The sequence below is a fragment of the Paractinoplanes aksuensis genome (assembly GCF_024137025.1).
GTDB lineage: Bacteria > Actinomycetota > Actinomycetes > Mycobacteriales > Micromonosporaceae > Actinoplanes > Actinoplanes aksuensis.
On record NZ_JAMYJR010000031.1, the window covers coordinates 92,590 to 114,632 of the forward strand.

The window sequence follows — 22,043 nt, forward strand, 5'->3', positions numbered from 1 at the left end:
AGTAAGACCTGCCATGACTCTTGCCGATGACGCCATCACGTGGTTCGACCAGAACGCCCGGGATCTTCCGTGGCGGCAACCCGACACCACCCCCTGGGGGGTCCTGGTGAGCGAGGTGATGCTCCAGCAGACGCCGGTCGTCCGGGTGGAGCCGGCCTGGCGCTCCTGGATGACCCGCTGGCCCACCCCCGCCGACCTGGCCGCCGATCCGCCGTCGGAAGCGATCCGCATGTGGGGCCGGCTCGGCTATCCGCGCCGGGCCATGCGGCTGCACGCGTGCGCGGTGGCGATGGTCGAGCGGCACGGCGGCGAGGTCCCGTCCGATCTCGAGCAGCTGCTGGCCCTGCCCGGCGTCGGCACCTACACCGGGCGGGCGGTGGCGACCTTCGCGTACGGCCAGCGTCACCCAGTGGTCGACACGAACGTCCGCCGCGTGGTGTCCCGGGCCGTCGAGGGCAAACCCGACGCGGGCCCGTCGACGACCGCGGCCGACCTGGTCGCGATGGCCGACCTGTTGCCCGAGGAGCCGGCCCGGGCCGCCCGCGCCAGCATCGCGTTCATGGAACTGGGCGCTCTGGTCTGTGTGGCCCGGTCACCGCGGTGCACCGAGTGCCCGTTCGAGGCGGTCTGCGCGTGGCGGCTCAACGGCTCGCCCGCGCTCGAGGGGCCGAGTCGCAAGCCCCAGCGGTACGCGGGGACCGACCGTCAGGTCCGCGGCCTGCTGCTCGAGGTGCTGCGGCACGCCACCGGCCCGGTGCCCCGCCAGCGCCTCGATCTGGTGTGGAACGACGACGTGCAGCGGGCCCGGGCGCTGGCCGGACTGGTCGAGGACGGGCTGGTCGAACCGCTCGAAGCCGAGGTCTTCGTGCTCGCCGGGGACGCTCCGAGCGTACGGCCGCAGTCTCTGTAATTGGCACCTGACTTTCCGCGGGCTTGCGTCTATGGTGAACGCTAACATTGACCGGTATCACGCGGACAGACATGCCTTGGTGCGGTAATGGTGCCACCGACCATGCGCTGAGAAGCCTCCTTGTTCGCGCGAACAAGGAGGACCCGCGTGGCCCGCTTCCGATCCCGAACGGCCGGCGCCATCGCCGCTCTGGCCGCGTTGCCCCTGGCGGTCGCCCCACCGGCCGCCGCCGCAGCCGACCCGGACTACACGATCACCGTCGACTCCGCGGCCACCGGCGCGGCGATCGGCGACGAGATGTACGGCGTCTTCTTCGAGGACATCAACTACGCGGCCGACGGCGGTCTCTACGCCGAACTGGTCCGCAACCGTTCCTTCGAGTTCAACGCCACCGACAACCGCTCGTACTCCGGCCTGACCGGGTGGACGGCGACCGGAACGGCGACGACCGTGGACGACGGCAACCGGCTGAACGACCGCAACCGTACGTATCTGCAGCTGACCGGCCCGGCCGGCGTCACCAACGCGGGCTTCAACAGCGGCCTCGCCGTGCAGAAGGGCAAGCTCTACGACTTCTCGGTCTGGGCTCGCTCCGACTCCGGCTCGCCGCTGACGGTCTCACTGGCGACCGCCGACGGCTCCGCTCTCGCCGCGCCGCTGAAGATCACGGTCAAGAGCAACACCTGGTCCCGGTACGCCGGCACGCTGCGCGCCACCACCACGAGCGACGCCGGCCGGTTGTCGGTGGCGGCGAGCGGCGCCGGCACCCACCGGCTCGACATGGTGTCGCTGTTCCCGCGCGAGACCTACAAGGGTCACGGCCTGCGCAAAGACCTGGCCGAAAAGGTGGCGGCGCTGCGGCCGGGCTTCGTGCGGTTCCCGGGCGGGTGCCTGGTCAACACGGGCAGCCACTACGCGTACGACGCGGCCTCGAACTTCCCGCGGGCCCGCTCGTACCAGTGGAAGGACACGATCGGGCCGGTCGAGACGCGGGCCACCAACGCGAACTTCTGGGGCTACAACCAGAGCTACGGCCTCGGGTACTACGAGTACTTCCAGTTCAGTGAGGACATCGGCGCGGCCCCGCTGCCCGTCGTGCCGGCGCTGGTCACCGGCTGCGGCCAGAACCGCGCCACCGACGATCCGGCGCTGCTGCAGCGGCACATCCAGGACACGCTCGACCTGATCGAGTTCGCCAACGGGCCGGTCACCTCGACCTGGGGCAAGGTGCGGGCGCGGATGGGCCACCCGAAGCCGTTCGGCCTGACCATGGTCGGCGTCGGCAACGAGGAGAACCTGCCCGACGAGTACTTCGCCAACTTCCTGAAGTTCCGGGACGCGATCAAGGCGAAGTACCCGAAGATCACGGTGATCAGCAATTCCGGGCCGGACGACATGGGCGTCACCTTCGACAACCTGTGGGCCAAGAACAAGGCGGCCGGCACCGAGATGGTCGACGAGCACTACTACAACAGCCCGAACTGGTTCCTGCAGAACAACAACCGCTACGACTCGTACGACCGGAACGGGCCCAAGGTCTTCCTCGGTGAGTACGCGTCGCAGGACGCCAAGTTCTTCAACTCGCTGGCCGAGGCGGCCTACATGACCTCGCTCGAGCGCAACGCCGACGTCGTCAAGATGGCCGCCTACGCGCCGCTGTTCGCCAACATCGACAACGTGCAGTGGCGGCCCGACCTGATCTGGTTCGACAACGACGAGTCGTGGGGCTCGACGAGCTACCAGATGCAGAAGCTGTTCATGACCAACGTCGGCGATCGGGTGGTGCCGACCAAGGTGAGCGGCGGCCGGGTCGTGCAGCCGCAGCCGATCACCGGCCGGGTCGGGCTCTCGACGTGGCGTACGGCCGCTCGGTACGACGATCTCAAGGTGACCACGCCGGACGGATCGGTGCTGCTCAGCGACGACTTCAACGACGGCAACGCCGACGGCTGGAGCCCTCTCGCCGGGCGGGGAACCTGGGCAGTCACCGACGGCGCTTACACGCAGACGGACGTCGCGGCCGAGGACACAATGGTCGCGGCGGCCACCGGCATCACCGCGACCGACTACGACATCAGCCTCAAGGCGACCAAGACCGCGGGTGACGAGGGCTTCCTCATCCCGTTCGGGATCAAGGACTCGGGCTCCTGGTACTGGTGGAACCTCGGCGGCTGGAACAACACGCAGGGCGCGATCGAGAAGGCCACCGGGTCCGCCGCGGCCAAGGAACAACTGCTCACCCGGCCCGACTCGGTCACCACCAATCAGACGTACGACCTGAGGATCGAGGTCCGGGGCACCCGCGTCACCCTGATCCGCGACGGCGAGGTGTGGGGCAGCTTCGACGACAACAAGGTCACCGAGCCCTTCGCCCAGGTCGTCACCCGCGACACCAGGAAGGGTGAGTTGATCGTCAAGGTCGTCAACGCCTCGACGACGCCCGCAATCACCAAGATCAACCTCGGGAAGATCAAGGTCGCTTCGACCGGACGCATGACCGTGCTCGCCGGCGACCCGGGCGAGCAGAACACCCGCTCGGCCGAGCCCATCCAGCCCGTCACCACCACCGTCCGCGGCCTGAGCTCGACCTTCACCCGTGAGTTCCCCGCCAGTTCCGTGACGTTCCTGCGTTTGGAGACCCGATGAAGAGGCGCACCCTGCTGGCCACCGCGGCCGGCGCCAGTGTCGCGGGCCTGGCCGGCGCCGGAGCGGCCGAAGCCGTAGTGCCCAGGACCGACGCCGAGATCTACGGCGTCCCCACGGTCCAACCCCTGGTCACTCAGCGAGCCGACCCGTTCATCACCCCACGCACGAACGGCAAGTACTACTTCACCGGCTCAGTTCCCGAGTACGACCGCATCGCCCTGCGCGGCGCGTCCACTCTGGCCGGTTTGTCCGACGCGCCCGAGACGGTGATCTGGCGCCGCCCGGCGACCGGCAAGATGGCCGGCCACATCTGGGCGCCGGAACTGCACCGTATCGACGGCAAGTGGTACATCTACTTCGCCGCCGGCGACTCCGACGACGTCTTCCGCATCCGCACGTACGTGCTGGAATCCCCGCTGGCCGATCCGCTGGACCCCAGCGGCTGGCAGCTCAAGACCCAGCTGATGACCGAGTGGGACGGCTTCACGCTGGACGCGACAACCTTCGCTCACCGAGGCCGCCGCTACCTGGTGTGGGCCCAGAGCGAGCCCGAGATCGCGGTCAACACCAGCCTCTACATCGCCCGCATGGGCACGCCGTGGAGCCTGGCGTCCAAGCCGACCCGCATCACGACCCCCACCCGCGACTGGGAGATCCAGGGCTTCCGCGTCAACGAGGGCCCCGCCGTCCTGATCCGCAACGGCCGCATCTTCATGACGTTCTCAGCCTCCGCCACCGACGCCCGCTACTGCATGGGCCTGCTGACCGCGGATGCCGACGCCGACCTCCTCAAACGCGAGACGTGGGTCAAGACACCCGACCCCATCTTCGTGACCAACACCGAGACCGCCCGCTACGGCCCCGGCCACAACTCCTTCACCGTCGCCGAGGACGGCCGCACAGACGTCCTCGTCTACCACGCCCGCGACTACAGAGACATAACCGGAGATCCCCTGTACGACCCCAACCGCCACGCCCGCATCCAGCGCCTCTACTGGCACCCCGACGGCACGCCCCTGTTCGGCATCCCCGTAGGCAACGGCGGCCCGATCATCCGCATCTCCCCCACCGACCGTCCCGACGATTACGTCCGCCACACAGCCGGCGGCAAGATCGTCGTTCAACGCGCCCCCCGCGACCTGGCCGCCACCCAGTTCCGCTTCGAGCCCCAACCCGACGGCACCGAGGCGCTGCGCTCGGTAGACCACCCCACCCGGTTCATCGGGCCCGACCTGCAACTGAGCACCACGCCTTTGAAAGTCCGCCGCGAGCCCGTCCGCACCGGCCTCAAGCTCCGCGTCGAGACCGGCGGCTACCTGCGCATCTCCGGCTCCACCGTCTCCGTCAGCTCAGCCGGCACAGTCCTACGACTGACCTGACGGCCCCCCGCCCGCGTACGCGTTCCCCCCGACGCGTGCGCGGGCCCGTCCCGGAGTCGCCCCGGGACCAAGCAACGGCCCGGCTGCCCACGCAGCCGGGCCGTTGCCCCAAACGGACACAAGCAATCCCCTTCATCCCAACCACATCAGGCCACTCCACCACCCGCAGGCAACGCCCCCACCGCAACCACAACAGGCCACCCACCACCCGCAAGCAGCACCCCCACCGCAACCACAACAGGCCACCCACCCCTGATAGACGAACCGGCCCCCGGTGTAGTCCACCGTGATCACGGCCGGCAGCCCAGTCGCGCCCGCGCTGTACCGCGCGAAGCGCTGGGTCCCGCCGACGATCCGTAAGGAGTACGAGGTTCGGGGGCAGGGGATGACCCACGCAGGGACCAAGCCTGATCGCCCGGAGTGGGTCATCCCCTGCCCCCGAACCGTCCCACCGCAACCGAACGGCAGCCCGACAGAGCCAGACCGGTCCGGAAACGCAAAACGGCCCGGCGCAAACAAGCGCCGGGCCGTTGAGAACAGCAGACTTACTCCTCGGTGGTCGCAGCCCCGAGGTCAGCAGGAACAGCGTCCGGAACGGCAACGCCCCGGTCAGCCCCCTTGAACGTCAACTTCGACTTCTCGATGTTCTCGGGATCCCCCTCGCAGTCGACGACAACGATCTGCCCCGGGCGGAGCTCGTTGAAGAGGATCTGCTCGGACAGGGTGTCTTCCAGGTCGCGCTGGATCGTGCGGCGCAGCGGCCGCGCGCCCAGGACCGGGTCGAAGCCCTTCTTGGCCAGGTACTTCTTGGCGTTGTCGGTCAGCTCGAGACCCATGTCCTTGTTCTTGAGCTGACCCTCGATACGCGACGTGAAGATGTCGACGATCTGCAGGATCTCTTCCTGGCGGAGCTGGTGGAAGACGATCGTGTCGTCGATGCGGTTGAGGAACTCCGGGCGGAAGTGCTGCTTCAGCTCGTCGTTGACCTTGACCTTCATCCGGTCGTAGTTGCTCTCGACGTCTTCCGACGCCTGGAAGCCCAGCGACACCGCCTTGGCCACGTCCCTGGTGCCCAGGTTGGTGGTCAGGATGATGACCGTGTTCTTGAAGTCCACGATGCGGCCCTGACCGTCGGTCAGGCGACCGTCCTCGAGGATCTGCAGGAGCGTGTTGAAGACGTCCGGGTGGGCCTTCTCGATCTCGTCGAAGAGAACCACGGAGAACGGCTTGCGACGCACCTTCTCGGTCAGCTGGCCACCCTCGTCGTAACCGACGTAGCCGGGAGGGGCACCGACGAGCCGCGACACTGTGTAGCGGTCGTGGAACTCGGACATGTCGAGCTGGATCAGCGCGTCTTCCGAGCCGAACAGGAACTCGGCCAGCGCCTTCGAGAGCTCGGTCTTACCCACACCGGACGGCCCGGCGAAGATGAACGAGCCGGACGGCCGCTTCGGGTCCTTCAGGCCGGCCCGCGTACGCCGGATCGCCTTCGAGACGGCCTTGACCGCATCCTCCTGGCCGATGACCCGCTTGTGCAGCTCATCTTCCATGCGGAGCAGACGGGACGTCTCTTCCTCGGTCAGCTTGTAGACCGGGATGCCGGTCCAGTTGCCCAGGACCTCGGCGATCTGCTCGTCGTCGACCTCGGACACGACGTCGAGGTCGCCGGCCTTCCACTCCTTCTCGCGCTGCGCCTTCTGGCCCAGGAGCGTCTTTTCCTTGTCGCGCAGCTGCGCGGCCCGCTCGAAGTCCTGCGCGTCGATCGCGGACTCCTTGTCGCGGCGCACCTGGGCGATGCGCTCGTCGAAGTCACGCAGGTCTGGCGGCGCGGTCATCCGGCGGATACGCATCCGGGCGCCGGCCTCGTCGATCAGGTCGATCGCCTTGTCGGGCAGGAAGCGGTCGGAGATGTACCGGTCGGCCAGCGTCGCCGCCGCGACCAGGGCCGCGTCGGTGATGCTGATCCGGTGGTGGGCCTCGTAGCGGTCGCGCAGGCCCTTGAGGATCTCGATGGTGTGCGCCAGCGACGGCTCACCGACCTGGATGGGCTGGAAGCGGCGCTCGAGAGCGGCGTCCTTCTCCAGGTGCTTGCGGTACTCGTCGAGGGTGGTGGCGCCGATGGTCTGGAGCTCACCCCGCGCGAGCATGGGCTTCAGGATCGAGGCGGCGTCGATCGCGCCCTCGGCGGCACCCGCACCCACCAGGGTGTGGATCTCGTCGATGAACAGGATGATGTCGCCCCGGGTGCGGATCTCTTTGAGCACCTTCTTGAGGCGCTCCTCGAAGTCACCGCGGTAGCGGGAACCGGCGACCAGCGCACCGAGGTCGAGCGTGTAGAGCTGCTTGTCCTTGAGCGTCTCGGGCACCTCGCCCTTGACGATCGACTGGGACAGACCCTCGACGACCGCGGTCTTGCCGACGCCGGGCTCACCGATGAGGACCGGGTTGTTCTTGGTGCGGCGGGACAGCACCTGCATGACCCGCTCGATTTCCTTCTCGCGCCCGATGACCGGGTCGAGCTTGCCCTCGCGGGCGGCCTGGGTCAGGTTGCGTCCGAACTGGTCGAGGACCAGGGACGTCGACGGAGCAGCCTCGCCCGCCGCCGCGCCGGCCGCGGCCGGCTCCTTGCCCTGGTAGCCGGAGAGCAGCTGGATGACCTGCTGGCGGACCCGGTTGAGGTCGGCCCCCAGCTTCACGAGGACCTGGGCGGCGACGCCCTCGCCCTCGCGGATCAGGCCGAGCAGGATGTGCTCGGTGCCGATGTAGTTGTGGCCGAGCTGAAGCGCCTCACGCAGCGACAGCTCGAGAACCTTCTTGGCGCGGGGCGTGAACGGGATGTGCCCGCTCGGCGCCTGCTGACCCTGGCCGATGATTTCCTCGACCTGCTGCCGCACTCCCTCGAGAGAGATGCCCAGGCTCTCGAGAGCCTTGGCGGCGACGCCCTCACCCTCATGGATCAGGCCGAGCAGGATGTGCTCGGTCCCGATGTAGTTGTGGTTGAGCATCCGGGCCTCTTCTTGGGCCAGGACGACAACCCGTCGCGCTCGGTCGGTGAACCGCTCGAACATGCCCTCGTGCTCCTCACGTGCCGTGCGCCAATGGACTGGCGGGGCCAGCGCACGGGCATCGGTGATACCCGTACTGACAACTCTATCGCCGCCCGGTGGTCTTGCTGGGCCCTCGTGGCCCCTCGAAACCTTCCGCAACGTTGATTTAGCCAACTTCGCACGCTCACCCGCTGTTCCCCCAGTGGAACGGCTACGCGGACAGCGAAATCGCGGAAACGAGCATCCACAGCCTGTGGACAACGTCGTCCCCACCTGTGGATAACCCTACGGCGGCGGACCGAAGATCGAGCGAAAAGCAACAGGCCCGCCGCACGAGGTGCGACGGGCCCTGCTGCGTCTGTCCGGGGGCTGGTGGATGGGGGTCAGTTACGACCCGGGCCCTTGGCGTGGAACTCGTCCACGATCTCCTGCGGGATACGACCCCGGTCGGAGATGTCCTTGCCGGCCTTCTTGGCCCACTCCCGGATGGCCTTGTTCTGCTCCCGGTCGGCGGTCGCGCCGCCCCGGCCGCGGGCGGCCCGGCCCCCGACGACCACTCCGCCCCGGGCGACCTTGGAGCCGGCCTCCAAGTACGGGTCGAAGAGCTCCCGCAATTTGGCGGCGTTCTTCTCCGAGAGGTCGATCTCGTACTGAATGCCGTCGAGGGCGAACTTCACCGTCTCGTCGGCGTCGCCACCGTCGATGTCATCGACCAGCTTGTGAATGATCTGCTTCGCCACGCGCCGTTATCCTCCCGAACACAGGTTCTCCCCAATGCAACGCACAGACAATAACGCTAAGGCGGCATCGCCCGTCAATGGCGGTCAGAACATTTCCGGTACGGGCTTGTTCCGGCACCCTCGAACGTTGACCGGAAGCTATGCCCGCATGCTATCTGCCGGCGATTGCTCCGAGCCCTTACTCCGGCCGGACGAGCGGGAAGAGGATCGTTTCCCGAATGCCCAGGCCGGTGAGCGCCATCAAGAGCCGGTCGATTCCCATTCCCATGCCACCGGTGGGCGGCATTCCGTACTCCATGGCCCGCAGGAAATCCTCGTCGAGCTGCATCGCCTCGGGGTCGCCGCCGGCCGCCAGCAGCGACTGGGCGACCAGCCGCTCGCGCTGGACGACCGGGTCGACCAGCTCGGAATAGGCCGTGGCCAGCTCGAAGCCGCTGACGTAGAGGTCCCACTTCTCGGTGAGACCTGGGGTTTCCCGGTGCGCCCGGGTCAGCGGCGCGGTCTCCTCGGGGTAGTCGCGCACGAACGTGGGCGCCTGCAGCGTGTGCTGGACGAGGTGCTCGAACAGTTCCTCGACGAGCTTGCCCGGGCCCCACTTCGGGTCGACGGAAAGGTCGTGCTTTTCGGCATAACGCAGCAGTTGTGAGATATCGGTGGCCGGGGTGACTTCCTCACCGAGCGCCGCCGACAGCGAGCCATAGAGGGTTACCGATGCCCACTCGCCGCTCAGATCCAACTCGGTGCCGTCGTAGTGCGTCACGATGTGTGACCCGGCAACCGCGATGGCGGCTTCCTGAATCCACTCGCGCGTCTGCCGTTGCATGTCGTTGTAGTCCGCGTACGCCTGGTAGGCCTCGAGCATCGCGAACTCCGGCGAGTGGGTCGAGTCCATACCCTCATTACGGAAGTTGCGGTTGATCTCGAAGACGCGATCGATGCCGCCCACGACGGCCCGCTTCAAAAACAGTTCCGGCGCGATCCGCAGATAGAGATCAGTGTCGAGGGCGTTGCTGTGTGTCACAAAGGGCCGAGCCGTCGCGCCGCCGTGCAGCAACTGCAACATTGGCGTTTCCACCTCGAGATAATTGCGGCGGAACAGCGACTCGCGAAGGCTGCGGACCGCCGTGGCACGAGTGCGAACGGTGTCCCGCGCCTGCGGGCGGACGATCAGATCGACATAGCGCTGACGGACACGTGTCTCTTCCGAAAGTGGCTTGTGGGCCACGGGAAGCGGGCGCAGCGCCTTGGCGCTCATCGCCCACGAGTCGGCCAGGACGGAGAGCTCACCACGGCGACTGGTGATCACCTCGCCGGTGACCGAGATCAGGTCGCCCAGGTCGGCCAGCTGCTTCCAGTCGGTCAGGCTCTGCTCGCCGACCTTGGCCAGCGAGAGCATGGCCTGCAGCTCGGTGCCGTCGCCGTCGCGCAACGTGACGAAGCACAGCTTGCCGCCGTTGCGCACGAAGATCACGCGACCCGTGATCGACACCTGGTCGCCGGTGGCCGCGTCGATCGGCAGGTCGGCGTACTGCTCACGCACCTGCTTCAGCGTCGTCGTCCGCGCGACGGTCACCGGATAGGGGGACACCCCTTCGGCGAGCATCCGGTCCCGCTTCGACCAGCGGACCCGCATCTGCTCGGGAAGGTCCTCGGCGGGATCAGGGACGGCGACATTCTGCTCGGTCACGGCACGACTCTCTGTAAGAGTGGATTAGGCCCTAAGAGCCTACTCAGCCGCTCTCAGACGTTCCGCTCATATACCATCCGGAGCCCGATCAGCGTGATCATCGGCTCGTGGGCGGTGATCGTCTTGCACTCGTCCTTGACCAGCCAGGCCAGCCCGCCGGTGGCGATGACCGCCGAGACCGGCCCGATCTCTTCGATCATGCGGCTGACGATGCCGTCGACCTGGCCCGCGAAGCCGAAGTACATGCCGGACTGCAGGCACTCGACGGTGTTCTTGCCGATCACCGACCGTGGCTTGGCCGGCTCGACCTTGCGCAGCTGGGCGGCCCGGGCGGCCAGAGCGTCGAACGAGATCTCGATGCCCGGGGCGAAGGCGCCGCCCAGGAACTCGCCCTTCTCGCTGATCACGTCGAAGTTGGTGGTCGTGCCGAAGTCGACCACGATCGACGGGCCACCGTAGAGGGCGTGCGCGGCCAGGGTGTTGACCACGCGGTCGGCGCCCACCTCTTTGGGGTTGTCGATGGCCAGCTGGACGCCGGTCTTGACGCCGGGCTCGACGATCACATTGGGCAGCTCGCCGTAGTAGCGGGCCAGCATCGTACGCAGGCTGCGCAGCGCGGCGGGCACGGTCGAGCAGGCGGCGACGCCGGTGATCTCGACCGCGTCGCCGGCCAGCAGGCCCCGGAACATCAGGCCCAGTTCGTCGGCGGTGGACCGGGCGTCGGTCTTGATCCGCCAGTTGTGGACGAGCTTGTCACCGTCGAAGGTGGCGAGCACGGTGTTGGTGTTACCGATGTCGATGCAGAGCAGCAAGGTGGGGGGCTCCTTACCGGGGGCGCAGGTCCATGGCGATATCGAGGATGGGCGACGAGTGGGTGAGACCGCCGACGGACAGGTAGTCGACGCCCGTGGCGGCGTACTCGGCGACCGTCTCCAAGCGTAGGTTGCCGGTCGCCTCGAGTTCGGCCCGGTCGCCGACCTCGGCCACCACCTCGCGCAGCCGGTCGGGGTTCATGTTGTCGCAGAGCAGGAACGTCGCGCCGGCCTCGACCGCCTCGCGGGCCTCGGCCGGCGTGGTCACCTCGACCTGCACCGGCACCGCGGGGAACTTCTCGCGGACGAGCCGGTAGGCGGCGGTGATGCTGCCCGCGGCCAGCTTGTGGTTGTCCTTGATCATGGCCACGTCGTAGAGGCCCATGCGCTTGTTGGTGCCGCCGCCGACCCGGACCGCGTACTTCTCGAGGTAGCGCAGCCCCGGCGTGGTCTTGCGGGTGTCGAGGACGGTGGCCTTGGTGCCGGCCAGCGCGTCGGCCCAGCGCCGGGTGTGGGTGGCCACCCCGGACATGCGGCTGAGCAGGTTGAGCGCCGTGCGCTCGGCCGTCAGCAGGGCCCGGGTGGGGCCGGTGACGACGGCCAGCACGTCGCCCCGGGTGACCCGGTCGCCCTCGGCCACCCGTTGCTCGAAGACGTCAGCGCCGCCCGAGGTGTCGTTGAAGGCCACCGCGGCCACCGGCAGGCCGGCCACCACACCGTCGGCCCGGGCCACCAGCTCGGCCGTGTCGACCTGGTCGGCGGGAATGGTGGCCTCACTGGTCACGTCGTGCGGCGGCGAGCCCAGGTCTTCGGCCAGCGCGGTGCGCACGATCAGTTCGACCTCGGCGACGTCCAACTCGTTCATCGTTCCCCCTGTGGTCAGGCCATCTCTTCGAAGGACTGGGTCAAGCGGGCCTGGCGGTCGAGGGTGTGCAGCAGGTGGCCGCGCCACTCGTCCTCCGCGCCCGGGAAGTCCTCACGCCAGTGGCATCCGCGGGTCTCGCGGCGGGTGCGCGCGGCCGCGACCAGCACCGTGGCCACCGTCAGCAGATTCGTCGCCTCCCAGGCGGCGTTGCGCGGGGTGTCGCGCTGCTCGGCCAGGCGGGCCAGCTCTTTGGCGGTGGCCGACAGCGAGTCGGCCGAGCGCAGCACGCCCGCGCCCCGGGTCATCGTGCGTTGAAGTTCGGGGCGTACGGCGGCCGGCACGACCCAGCCCGGGCCGGGCTCGGCCGGCGCGGGGTCGGCCTGCGCGGGCAGCTCACGGGCGATGTCGTCGGCGATCCGCTTGGCGAAGACCAGCCCCTCGAGCAGGGAGTTGCTGGCCAGGCGGTTGGCGCCGTGGACACCGGTGCAGGCGACCTCGCCGCAGGCGTAGAGGCCGGGGATGCTGGTGCGACCGGCCAGATCCGTCCGCACGCCGCCGGAGGCGTAGTGGGCGGCCGGCGCGACCGGGATAAGCTCGGTCGCGGGGTCGACGCCGGCCGCGCGGGTGGACGCGACGATCGTCGGGAAGCGCTGCTCGAGGAACTCGCGGCCGAGGTGGCGGGCGTCGAGGTAGACGTGATCGGCGCCGGTCTCGAGCAGCACCCGGTGGATGCCCTTGGCCACCACGTCGCGCGGGGCCAGCTCGGCCAGCTCGTGCTGACCGACCATGAACCGGGTGCCGGACTCGTCGACCAGGTGGGCGCCCTCGCCGCGCAGCGCCTCGGAGATCAACGGCCGCTGCACCGAGTTGACGCTCGCGGTGACGAACGAGGTGGGGTGGAACTGCACGAACTCGACGTCGCTGACCAGCGCGCCGGCCCGCAGCGCGAGAGCCACACCGTCGCCCGTGGAGACCGAGGGGTTGGTGGTGGAGGAGTAGATCTGGCCCATGCCCCCGGTGGCCAGCACGACCGCGCGGGCCAGGATGGCGCCGACGCCGTCTTCCGATCCCTCGCCCAGCACGTGCAGGGTGATGCCGCAGGCCCGGCCGTCGGGGGCGCGCAGCAGGTCGAGCACGAGCGCGTGTTCGACCAGCCGGATCCACGGGTCGCGGTGGACCGCCTCGTGCAGAGCGCGCTGCACCTCGGCCCCGGTCGCGTCGCCGCCCGCGTGCACGATGCGGTCGGCGCGGTGGCCGCCCTCGCGGGTGAGCATCAGGGACCCGTCGGCGTGGCGGTCGAACGAGGCCCCGAGACGGATCAATTCCCGTACGCGGGCCGGCCCTTCCTCGACGAGCACGCGTACCGCCGCCGGATCGCACAGCCCGACCCCGGCGATCTCGGTGTCGTTGGCGTGGGCGGCCGGGGTGTCGAGCGGGTCGAGCACCGCGGCGATGCCGCCCTGGGCCCACCGGGTCGAGCCGTCGTCGATGTTGACCTTGGTGACGACGGTGACGTGCAGACCCTGCTCGCGCAGGTGCAGCGCGGCGGTCAGGCCGGCCACGCCGGAACCCACGACCAGCACGTCGGTGGTCTCGTTCCAGCCCGGGTCGGCCGCGGCGAGCCGACAAGGCAGTTCCGGAAGGTCGGCGACAAACATCCGCTCAGTACACTCCGCGGGTACGACAGTTCGGCGCCGGGGTCGGACATTCGTGGTCACCGTTACTTGTACTGCACCGGCAGGCTCTTGATGCCCTTGCCCTTGAGCGACGACGTGAGTTCCACACCGTCGAGCCACATGTAGCAACGCACGCCCCGATCGCCCAGGGCCCACACGTCGGCGCCGCCCGGCAGGGACACCACGCCCGTGCGGTATTGCAGGTCGTCGTCCTTGGGCACGCCGACGTAATCCGCGATCAGGGCCCGGCAGCCGTCGTGGAACTTGGCCCAGGTGGCGTCGTCCTTCGGGTAGTTGAGGTCCTTGGCGAACCAGACCCCGGTGAACTCGCCGTTGTGCTTGGCCGAGCAGCTCACGGCGGGCATGGTGGCGATCGCTCCGTTGCCGTCGAGTTGAATGGCATAGCAGGTGAGCTGCACGTCGGAGGGGCCGCCGGCGAGCACGTTGCGCAGGCTGCCCTCGCGCTGGACCAGCCCGCCGTCGTCCTCGACCGAGTTGAGCTCGAGCACCTCGCAGCGGTACCAGCGGGCGCCCCCGCTCCAGGCGGCCTCGGTCGGGCGGGTCACGCCGATCCACAGCCGGGCGTTGCGCCAGGGACCGCCGGCGAAGGTGGTCGTCTTCTGGTCGCAGACCGAGTACGCGGCCTTGGCCCCGGCCGACCCGTCGGCGGGCGGGACGTCGGCGTCGGCCGCGGGCGATTCGTACGTGCCGACGTACACGGTCTCGGTCCGGTGCTTGGCCGCGCAGTCGACCTCTTCGTAGGTGCCGCGCGGGCCGACCGGGCTGAAGTTGGCGTTGTGGCAGGCCCCGGTGTTCGGCTCGAAACCGGACGCGGCGGCCATCGCGCTCCAGCCGTTGGTCAGGTCGCCGTCGACGCCGCCCGGCTTGGCGCAACCCGCCGCGAGCAGCACCGAACCCAGGACAGCCACGATCCCGAGCCGGTGTCGCATGAATCTACGCCTTCCCTACGCCGCCTATGTCCGGTTTCTAAGCATATGGCGATCGAAACCGGATCGGCGGCGTTCAGGGAATCGCCACCCCGGGAGAGGTCAGCAGATCGCCGGGCATGCCCTCGGCGGCCGCGGCCGGGTCGGCCCCCAACTCGATGATCTTGTTGGTGGCGTCGACATGCACGATCCGCGGCTGGTAGGCACGGGCCTCGGCGTCGTCCAATTGGGCGTACGAAATAAGAATGACCAGGTCACCCGGGTGCACGAGATGGGCGGCGGCGCCGTTGATGCCGATCACGCCGCTGCCCCGCACCCCGGGAATCACGTAGGTCTCGAGGCGGGCCCCGTTGGTCACGTCGACGATCGCGACCTGCTCGCCGGGCAGCAGATCGGCCGCCTCGAGCAGGTCGAGGTCGATCGTCACCGACCCGACGTAGTGCAGGTCGGCCTGGGTCACGGTGGCCCGGTGGATCTTGGACTTGAGCATCGTGCGGACCATCAGGCGACCTCGTCCAGGGTCAGGGCGACATTGTCGATCAGGCGGGTCGCGCCGACCCGGGCCGCCACCAGCAGCCGGGCCGGACCGGGCTGGGGAACGCCGAGATCGGCGCCGGTGAGCGCCAGGTAGTCGACCCGCACCCCGGGCTCGTCAGCCAGGATCTTGCGGGCGGCGGTCAGCGCGGCCTCGGCCTCGGTGTGGGTCGCGCCCTCGCGCAGCGCCCGGCTCAGCGCCAGGGCGGACTGCCGCTCGGCCGGCGACAGGTAGCGGTTCCGGCTCGACAGGGCCAGGCCGTCCGGTTCGCGGACGGTCGGCACGCCGACGATCTCGACGCCGAGCTCGAGATCGGCGGCCAACCGGCGGATCAACGCGAGCTGCTGGAAGTCCTTCTCGCCGAAGAAGGCCAGGTCGGCCCGGGTGAGCATGAGCAGCTTCTGGACGACCGTGAGCATGCCCGCGAAGTGGCCGGGGCGGCTCGCGCCCTCGAGGATCTCGCCCAGCGGGCCCGCGTTCATCGTGATCGACGGGACGCCGCCCGGGTAGACCTCGTCGCGGCTCGGCGCGAAGACCACGTCGACGCCCTCGGCCCGGCACGCCTCGAGGTCGGCCTCCAGCGTGCGCGGGTATTTGTCGAAGTCCTCGGCCGGGCCGAACTGCAGCGGGTTCACGAAGATCGTGACGACCACCTCGTCGGCCCGGGCGCGGGCCTCGCGCATGAGCTGCCGGTGCCCGTCGTGCAGGGCGCCCATGGTCATCACGACAGCCCGGATCGGCTTCGGCGTGAGCGCGGCCAGTTCGGCGCGCGTGTGGATCACGTACGTCATGACGGGCTCCCCACCGCGGCCCGGGACAGGACGTCGAGCAGCAGGGCGGCGTCCTGCGGGCGCAGGCGCCCGGAGGCGATGGCGCGGTCGGCCGTCCGGCGGGCCAGAGCCAGGTACGCGGGCACAGCCTCGGCCGGCATGCGGTCGAGATGCTTGCCGACGGTGCCGGCGTCGCCCCGCGAGACCGGGCCGGTCAGCGCGGCGTCGCCCAGCCGCAGCGCATTGTCGAGCGCGGCGTGCAGCAGCGGCGAGAGTACGCGGGACGGCTCGGCGATACCGGCCGCGCGCAGCACGTCGGCGGCCTCGTTGACCAGCGTGACCAGGTGATTCGCGCCGTGGGCGAGGGCCGCGTGGTAGAGCGGGCGGGCGTCCTCGGCGACCCACTCGGGGATGCCGCCGAGGTCGGCGACCAGGCGGGCGGCGAAGGCGCGGTCGGTCGCGGTGACGCCCCAGGCGATGCCGGGCAGGCGTTCCAAGTCGGTCCCGGTGCCGGTGAAGGTCATCGCGGGGTGCAGGGCCAGACCGGGCAGATCGCCCAGCACGGCCAGGCCGTGGGCGCCGGAGGTGTGGGCGACGATCTGGCCCGGACGCAGCGCGCCGGTGGTGGCCAGGCCGGAGACCACGGCGGCCAGGGCGTCGTCGGGCACGGAGAGAAGCAGGAGGTCGTCGGCGGCGCGGGCGACCTCGTCGGCCGGGAGGATCGCGGCGCCGGGGAGCAGGCGGGCGGCTCGGTCGCGCGAGGCCGCGGAAACGGCGGCGGTGGCGACCACGCGGTGGCCCGCGGCGGTGAGGGCAGCGCCGAGAACGGCGCCTACACGGCCCGCACCGACGATACCGACAGTCAATGCGCTCATATCAGGATCCAGTCCTCAAGAAGGGGTACCGGTCGAGGGCAAGTATGCGCCGCCGTAACACTCCGGTGACAAGACCGTGTGAACAAGACCATCACCGCCGAGCGCCTAGGGTGGCTGGTGTGAAAGCTGGGTGGCGGGCGGCGATGAAGGCCGGGCTCTATGGGCCGGGTGGCTTCTTCGTGCGGGCCGACCAGGGGCCGGGCGATCACTTTCGGACCAGCGTGCACGCTTCGCCGTTGTTCGCCGGGGCGCTGCTGCGGCTGATCGACCGAGTTGATGCGGCCCTCGGGCGGCCCAAGGTGTTCGACCTGGTCGATGTGGGTGCGGGGCGGGGCGAGCTGGTCGCGACGCTGCGGCCTCTGCTGCCGGAGCGGGTTCGGGTCACCGCGGTCGAGGTCGCGTCCCGCCCGGCCGGGCTGCCGGATGGCATCGACTGGCGGCCTGAGGTGCCGGACGGGATCGTCGGGCTGCTGATCGCCACCGAGTGGCTCGACAACGTGCCGCTCGACGTGGTGGATCTGGATGATGCCGGGCTGCTCCGGAAGGTGCTGGTCGAGCCGTCGACCGGGGTGGAATCGCTGGGTGGGCTGGTCGATCCGGCCGACCTGTTCTGGTTGAAGCGGTGGTGGCCCGAGGCGGGGCGGGCCGAGATCGGGTGGCCGCGCGATGCCGCGTGGGCCGATGCCGTGGGGCAGGTGCGGCGCGGGTGCGCGCTGGCGATCGACTACGGGCATCGACGCGACGAGCGACCGGCGCTGGGGACGCTGACCGGGTTCCGAGGCGGTCGGCAGGTGGCGCCGGTGCCGGACGGGTCGTGTGACGTGACGGCGCATGTCGCGATCGACGCCGTGGCGGGGGCGGCCGGGGCGCCGTACGAGCTGGTTCGTCAGCGGGAGGCGCTGCGAGCGCTCGGTGTCGAGGGTGGGCGGCCGCCGCTCGATCTGGCCCGCAGCGACCCCGCCGGATACGTGCGTGCGCTGGCCGCGGCCGGCGCCGAGGCCGAACTGATCGAACCGGCCGGGCTCGGTGGTCACTGGTGGCTGCTGCACAGCATCGGACTGGGCGAGCGTGGGAGCATGCTGTCGTGACGGATGCCCTGCGCGAGATGACGGTCGGGACCGGCGCGGGTCTCGAGACCGCCGACATGGTGCTCAACATCGGCCCCCAGCACCCCTCGACGCACGGCGTGCTGCGACTCAAGCTCACACTCGACGGCGAACGGGTGGTCAGCTGCGAGCCGATCGTCGGCTACATGCACCGCGGCGCCGAGAAGCTGTTCGAGGTGCGCGACTACCGGCAGATCCTCATGCTGGCCAACCGGCATGACTGGCTGTCCGCGTTCTCCAACGAGCTCGGGGTCGCGCTCGCCGTCGAACGGCTGATGGGCATCGAGGTGCCCGTGCGCGCGACCTGGCTGCGGATGGTGCTGGCCGAGCTCAACCGGGTGCTCAACCACCTGATGTTCCTGGGCTCCTATCCGCTCGAGATCGGCGCGATCACGCCGATGTTCTATGCGTTCCGCGAGCGCGAGACCCTGCAGGCCGTGATGGAAGAGGTCTCCGGCGGCCGCATGCACTACATGTTCAACCGGGTCGGCGGGCTCAAGGAAGAAGTGCCGGCCGGGTGGACGGGACGGGCCCGCGAGGCGATCCGGACCGTCCGCACGCGACTGCCCGACCTGGACAACCTGATCCGGCGCAACGAGATCTTCCTGGCCCGTACGGTCGGGATCGGGGTGCTGACGGCCGAGCAGGCGGCCGCGTTCGGGGCGTCGGGGCCGGTCGCGCGGGCCAGCGGACTCGACTTCGACCTGCGGCGGGACGAGCCCTATCTGGCGTACGACGAACTGGACGTGCCCGTGGTGACCCGGAGCGCCGGGGATTGCCACTCGCGGTTCGAGGTGCTGCTGGAACAGACATTTGTCTCGCTCGACCTGGCCGAGGAATGCCTGGCCCGGGTCGACCAGCTCTCCGGGCCGGTCAACGTGCGGCTGCCCAAGGTGGTCAAGGCGCCCGAGGGGCACACGTACGCCTGGACGGAGAACCCGCTCGGTATCAACGGCTACTACCTGGTGTCGCGGGGCGAGAAGACGCCGTGGCGGATGAAGCTGCGGACGGCGTCCTACGCCAATGTGCAGGCGCTGGCGACGCTCATCCCGGGCTGCCTGGTGCCCGACCTGATCGCCATCCTGGGATCGATGTTCTTCGTGGTCGGCGACATCGACAAATAGAGCGCGCCGGCTCGGCCGCACGTGGCGGGCGAGATCCTTTCGCGCCTAGTGGCGGCCGTAGCCGCCCTGGTCGGGGGTGTAGCCGCCGTACTGGGCGAAGTCGCTGAGCGAGCCGACGTTCGTGTCGTTGGCCGACGGGCGGTGGCGGCGGGCCTTGTAGTTCGGGTCGCCGGTGACGGCTTCCGGCTCGTAGCCATGGCCCTCGGCGTCGCCGTAGCCGCTCTGGTCGGCGCCGTAGCGCGGGGCGCCGTAGCCGTTGTACTCGTCGGAGTCGAAGTCGTCGTTCGACGTGCCGTACGTGTTGGCGGCGCCGTACGTGTTGCCGCCGGGCGGGGCGCCGTAGACCCCGGTGGCCTGACCGGCGTAGCCGTTGCTGGCGCCGAAGTCGTCGGCCAGCGATTCCGGCTGGCCGCCGAGATTGCCGGGGGCGGGCGGGCGTACGGCGGCTGAGGCGCGCGGCGGGGCCGGCGGGGGCACCGAGGCGGCGCCGCGCTGGCGGGGAACCTGCGGCGGCGGCGGAACCGCGGCCGCGGCGGCGGGACGGCCACCGGTCGAGGTGCCGGGTTCACGGCCGGGCGGGCCGATCTTGCGACCGCCGGTGGTCATGCCGGGGCCGGTGCGGGCCGGGGGACGGACAGCGGCCGACGCGGCCGGGACGCCGGCTCGGCCACCTTGAGGAACGGGCGGACGAGCGGACCCCATGGGCGGCGGACCAGCGGGACCCACAGGTGGAGCGACCGCACCCATCGGCGGCGGAGCTGGGGATCCCATGGGCGGTGCCGCGGCGGAGCCCATCGGCGGGCGGCCGGCGGAACCCATCGGCGGCGGAGCGGCAGAGCCCATCGGCGGGCGGCCGGCGGGGTGCATGGGCGGCGGTCCCGCGGGCTGCCTCGGGAAGTCGCCGTCCGGGCCCGCGAAACCAGGTTCGCCCTGGAAGTCGTGCTCGCCGGGGTAGCCGGACTGGTCCTGGTAGCCGGGATCGCCTTGGTAATCGGGCTGGTCCTGGTAGTGGGACTGAGCCGGGTAACCGGGATCGCCCTGGTAGTCGGAATCGCCCTGGTAGCCGGGGTCGCCCTGGTAGTCGGGCTGGTCCGGGTAGTCGGATGAGCCCTGGTAGTCGGCGCCGTGGGCGAAGTTCGCCCGGCCCGGGAAGCCGGCCGGGCTCGCGAACGGGTCGTCCTCCGGGTTGATCGGCGGGGCGTCGGCGAAGAAGCCGGCCTCGTCGTCGTCGCCCGGCGGCGGAGGCGGCGCGACAACGCCCGAGGCCCGCTGCGTACCCCCGCCATGCAGATTCCCTGCGGGCGGGCCGCCATGAAGGTTCCCAGCCGGAGCGCCGCCGTGAAGGCCGCCAACGGGGGCGCCGCCTTGGAAGCCGCTGGCCGGGGCGCCGCCTTGGAAGCCGCTGGCCGGGGCGCCGCCGTTGAAGTTGCCTGGGGCGGCACCGTTGAAGTTGCCTGGGGCGGCACCGTGGACGGTGCCGACCGGGCCCGGGGCCGACATGACCCCGGCCGCGTTGCCCGCGCCGAACTCGGCTCGCAGTTCGCGGCGTAGCTGCGCGACCTGGTCGGCCACAGTGTCCTCGACGTCCATGCGGCCGAGCACCGGGTCGCTGCGCACCAGGGCGGACGCGCCGACCGCGACCACGGCAATGGCGATGACCAGCACGGCGAACCGCACGGTGTTGGAGCTCGAGCCGAGCAGCACGATGGCCGCGGCCAACGGGGCGAGCAGAACACCCGCCCAATTGAGGCCGCGGAGCAGTCGTGCGTTACCCGCCACGGAGTCCTGTTCCGGCATGGCCGCCGATATTACCCAGACTCCCCGATCGAGCAACTGTTCGAGCACCGGGCTTCAGATGGCCTGAAACCCGGCGATCTCGGACAATTACCCTCAGCTGCCGGCCAGCGCGGGGTCGGAGCTGAACACCAGGCCGACGCTGACCGTGCCTGTCTTGAGAGCGGTCAGCGTGAGCGGGCCACCCGCGTCCAGGCTGCTGAACTTGCCGGCCTTGAAGTCGTACGTCTCGACCAGACCCTGCTGGCACTTCGGGCGCTGCGGGCACTCGGCCGGGCCACCCAGGACGGTCTCGGCGCCGGAACACTTCGCGGCCAGGTCGGACAGTGTTTTCAGACCGTTCTTGTCGGCGAACGCTGTGGTCACCGCGAACGCGTTCTGGTCTTGCGCCGCGGACGGCTTGCCGAAGACCAGGCCACGCTTCTCACCGAGGGCGGTGAGGTTGGTGATAGTGGTCTGCAACTCGGGCGAGGACGGGTCTTTGGCGTTCTTGCCCTCGACCTTGCCCGCGAGGAACGTGGCCAGGGTCGCCGCGTACTCGGGGACGACGTCGAGGTCGCCCTTCTCGAGAGCTGGTTCGTACAGCTCACGGTTGCCGATCGTCTGCACCTTGACCGTGTAACCGGCCGCCGTCGCGACCACGCCGTAGAGCTGGGCCAGGGTGGCGCTCTCGGGGAAGTCGGCGGCGCCGATGGTCAGGTTGCCGCCGGGGCCCTTGGCCAGACCGGCCGTCAAACTGTTCGCAGTTGCGAACTCTTCGGCGGCCGCCTTGGACGACTTGCGGTCGACCGCGACCGCCTTGTTGAGCGCGATGAGCTTCGTGGTGTCGAGCGTGGCCGACGCCTTGTCGAGCGCGGCGATGAGCTCGGGCGAGGACGCCTTCTGGTTGACCGCGGGCAGGACGTTGTCGGTGTTCTGAAGCTTCTTGTCGTCCTCGAGCACGACGAGCTTGTCGCCGGCCACGGGGGCACAGCCGGCCCCGGCCGCCGCGGAGGGCGGCGCTTCGGTGCCGGAGGAGCCGGCGTCACCGCAACCGGCGAGGGAGACGACGGCCGCCGTCGCGGTGGCGGCCATCCAGATCAGGTGTCGACGCATAATGCCGCCTTCTGTGTCCCGGCGCGATCAGGATG

17 protein-coding genes are annotated in these 22,043 nt (G+C 69.9%); 5 read left to right on the forward strand and 12 right to left on the reverse strand.

All coding sequences use genetic code 11. The features are described 5' to 3' along the window. Positions 1 to 13 precede the first annotated feature (13 nt). From M1L60_RS28055 to M1L60_RS28065, 3 genes are all read left to right on the forward strand, one after another. Entirely contained in the window at positions 14 to 910 is an 897-nt protein-coding gene (locus M1L60_RS28055; RefSeq protein ID WP_253240531.1) for an HhH-GPD family protein, read from the forward strand. A gap of 147 nt (positions 911 to 1,057) precedes the next feature. After that, positions 1,058 to 3,556, forward strand: coding sequence for an alpha-L-arabinofuranosidase family protein (locus M1L60_RS28060; protein ID WP_253240532.1), 2,499 nt, complete (start codon positions 1,058 to 1,060; stop codon positions 3,554 to 3,556). Further along, complete coding sequence (locus M1L60_RS28065) at positions 3,553 to 4,935, forward strand: glycoside hydrolase family 43 protein (RefSeq protein WP_253240533.1); 1,383 nt, start codon at positions 3,553 to 3,555, stop codon at positions 4,933 to 4,935. Before M1L60_RS28060 ends, M1L60_RS28065 begins: the two co-directional genes overlap by 4 nt. A gap of 545 nt (positions 4,936 to 5,480) precedes the next feature. Here the strand turns inward: M1L60_RS28065 and M1L60_RS28070 are convergent. The 10 genes from M1L60_RS28070 to M1L60_RS28115 form a co-directional block, all read right to left on the reverse strand. Continuing rightward, complete coding sequence (locus M1L60_RS28070; RefSeq protein WP_253240534.1) at positions 5,481 to 8,003, reverse strand: ATP-dependent Clp protease ATP-binding subunit; 2,523 nt, start codon at positions 8,001 to 8,003, stop codon at positions 5,481 to 5,483. Positions 8,004 to 8,365: 362 nt separating this feature from the next. Then, the gene (locus M1L60_RS28075; protein WP_253240535.1) at positions 8,366 to 8,722 is read right to left on the reverse strand and encodes a histone-like nucleoid-structuring protein Lsr2; all 357 of its coding nucleotides are present in this window, start codon (positions 8,720 to 8,722) and stop codon (positions 8,366 to 8,368) included. A 178-nt stretch (positions 8,723 to 8,900) separates the two neighbouring features. Further along, entirely contained in the window at positions 8,901 to 10,409 is a 1,509-nt protein-coding gene (gene lysS, locus M1L60_RS28080) for a lysine--tRNA ligase (protein ID WP_253240536.1), read from the reverse strand. A 53-nt stretch (positions 10,410 to 10,462) separates the two neighbouring features. After that, a complete protein-coding gene (locus M1L60_RS28085) occupies positions 10,463 to 11,221 on the reverse strand; it encodes a type III pantothenate kinase (RefSeq protein WP_253240537.1) in 759 nt (252 codons plus the stop codon). Between the two features lie 13 nt (positions 11,222 to 11,234). Beyond that, positions 11,235 to 12,086, reverse strand: a complete 852-nt coding sequence (gene nadC, locus M1L60_RS28090; RefSeq protein ID WP_253240538.1) for a carboxylating nicotinate-nucleotide diphosphorylase — start codon at positions 12,084 to 12,086, stop codon at positions 11,235 to 11,237. A gap of 14 nt (positions 12,087 to 12,100) precedes the next feature. Then, positions 12,101 to 13,744, reverse strand: a complete 1,644-nt coding sequence (locus M1L60_RS28095) for an L-aspartate oxidase (RefSeq protein ID WP_253240539.1) — start codon at positions 13,742 to 13,744, stop codon at positions 12,101 to 12,103. Positions 13,745 to 13,806: 62 nt separating this feature from the next. Beyond that, positions 13,807 to 14,712 (reverse strand): septum formation family protein, encoded by a 906-nt coding sequence (locus M1L60_RS28100; RefSeq protein WP_253240540.1) that lies wholly within the window; start codon positions 14,710 to 14,712, stop codon positions 13,807 to 13,809. Between the two features lie 73 nt (positions 14,713 to 14,785). Further along, positions 14,786 to 15,211, reverse strand: a complete 426-nt coding sequence (gene panD, locus M1L60_RS28105; RefSeq protein ID WP_253240541.1) for an aspartate 1-decarboxylase — start codon at positions 15,209 to 15,211, stop codon at positions 14,786 to 14,788. Further along, the gene (panC, locus tag M1L60_RS28110; RefSeq protein ID WP_253240542.1) at positions 15,211 to 16,035 is read right to left on the reverse strand and encodes a pantoate--beta-alanine ligase; all 825 of its coding nucleotides are present in this window, start codon (positions 16,033 to 16,035) and stop codon (positions 15,211 to 15,213) included. The genes panD and panC overlap by 1 nt, the downstream gene beginning before the upstream one ends. Continuing rightward, entirely contained in the window at positions 16,032 to 16,889 is an 858-nt protein-coding gene (locus tag M1L60_RS28115) for a Rossmann-like and DUF2520 domain-containing protein (protein ID WP_253240543.1), read from the reverse strand. Before M1L60_RS28115 ends, panC begins: the two co-directional genes overlap by 4 nt. A 119-nt stretch (positions 16,890 to 17,008) precedes the next feature. Between M1L60_RS28115 and M1L60_RS28120 the strand changes: the two genes are divergently transcribed. Next, on the forward strand, positions 17,009 to 17,977 hold the full coding sequence (locus tag M1L60_RS28120; RefSeq protein ID WP_253240544.1) for an SAM-dependent methyltransferase: 969 nt from the start codon (positions 17,009 to 17,011) through the stop codon (positions 17,975 to 17,977). Between the two features lie 17 nt (positions 17,978 to 17,994). Then, the gene (locus tag M1L60_RS28125) at positions 17,995 to 19,119 is read left to right on the forward strand and encodes an NADH-quinone oxidoreductase subunit D (RefSeq protein ID WP_253240665.1); all 1,125 of its coding nucleotides are present in this window, start codon (positions 17,995 to 17,997) and stop codon (positions 19,117 to 19,119) included. 45 nt (positions 19,120 to 19,164) lie between these two features. Here M1L60_RS28125 and M1L60_RS28130 read toward each other — a convergent pair whose 3' ends face one another. Together M1L60_RS28130 and M1L60_RS28135 are read right to left on the reverse strand one after the other, a co-directional pair. Continuing rightward, positions 19,165 to 20,916: a hypothetical protein gene (locus M1L60_RS28130; RefSeq protein WP_253240545.1), complete on the reverse strand. Its 1,752-nt coding sequence runs from the start codon at positions 20,914 to 20,916 to the stop codon at positions 19,165 to 19,167. 93 nt (positions 20,917 to 21,009) lie between these two features. After that, positions 21,010 to 22,008, reverse strand: coding sequence for a glycine betaine ABC transporter substrate-binding protein (locus M1L60_RS28135; protein ID WP_253240546.1), 999 nt, complete (start codon positions 22,006 to 22,008; stop codon positions 21,010 to 21,012). Positions 22,009 to 22,043 lie beyond the last annotated feature (35 nt).

Bases quoted from the DNA above. Each gene is read 5' to 3' on its own strand.
- nadC (WP_253240538.1), bottom strand. From the start codon at position 12,086: ATGAACGAGTTGGACGTCGCCGAGGTCGAACTGATCGTGCGCACCGCG.
- M1L60_RS28095 (WP_253240539.1), bottom strand. From the start codon at position 13,744: ATGTTTGTCGCCGACCTTCCGGAACTGCCTTGTCGGCTCGCCGCGGCC.
- M1L60_RS28055 (WP_253240531.1), top strand. From the start codon at position 14: ATGACTCTTGCCGATGACGCCATCACGTGGTTCGACCAGAACGCCCGG.
- M1L60_RS28135 (WP_253240546.1), bottom strand. From the start codon at position 22,008: ATGCGTCGACACCTGATCTGGATGGCCGCCACCGCGACGGCGGCCGTC.
- M1L60_RS28125 (WP_253240665.1), top strand. From the start codon at position 17,995: ATGACGGTCGGGACCGGCGCGGGTCTCGAGACCGCCGACATGGTGCTC.
- M1L60_RS28130 (WP_253240545.1), bottom strand. From the start codon at position 20,916: ATGCCGGAACAGGACTCCGTGGCGGGTAACGCACGACTGCTCCGCGGC.
- panD (WP_253240541.1), bottom strand. From the start codon at position 15,211: ATGGTCCGCACGATGCTCAAGTCCAAGATCCACCGGGCCACCGTGACC.
- M1L60_RS28065 (WP_253240533.1), top strand. From the start codon at position 3,553: ATGAAGAGGCGCACCCTGCTGGCCACCGCGGCCGGCGCCAGTGTCGCG.
- panC (WP_253240542.1), bottom strand. From the start codon at position 16,035: ATGACGTACGTGATCCACACGCGCGCCGAACTGGCCGCGCTCACGCCG.
- M1L60_RS28070 (WP_253240534.1), bottom strand. From the start codon at position 8,003: ATGTTCGAGCGGTTCACCGACCGAGCGCGACGGGTTGTCGTCCTGGCC.
- M1L60_RS28100 (WP_253240540.1), bottom strand. From the start codon at position 14,712: ATGCGACACCGGCTCGGGATCGTGGCTGTCCTGGGTTCGGTGCTGCTC.
- M1L60_RS28115 (WP_253240543.1), bottom strand. From the start codon at position 16,889: ATGAGCGCATTGACTGTCGGTATCGTCGGTGCGGGCCGTGTAGGCGCC.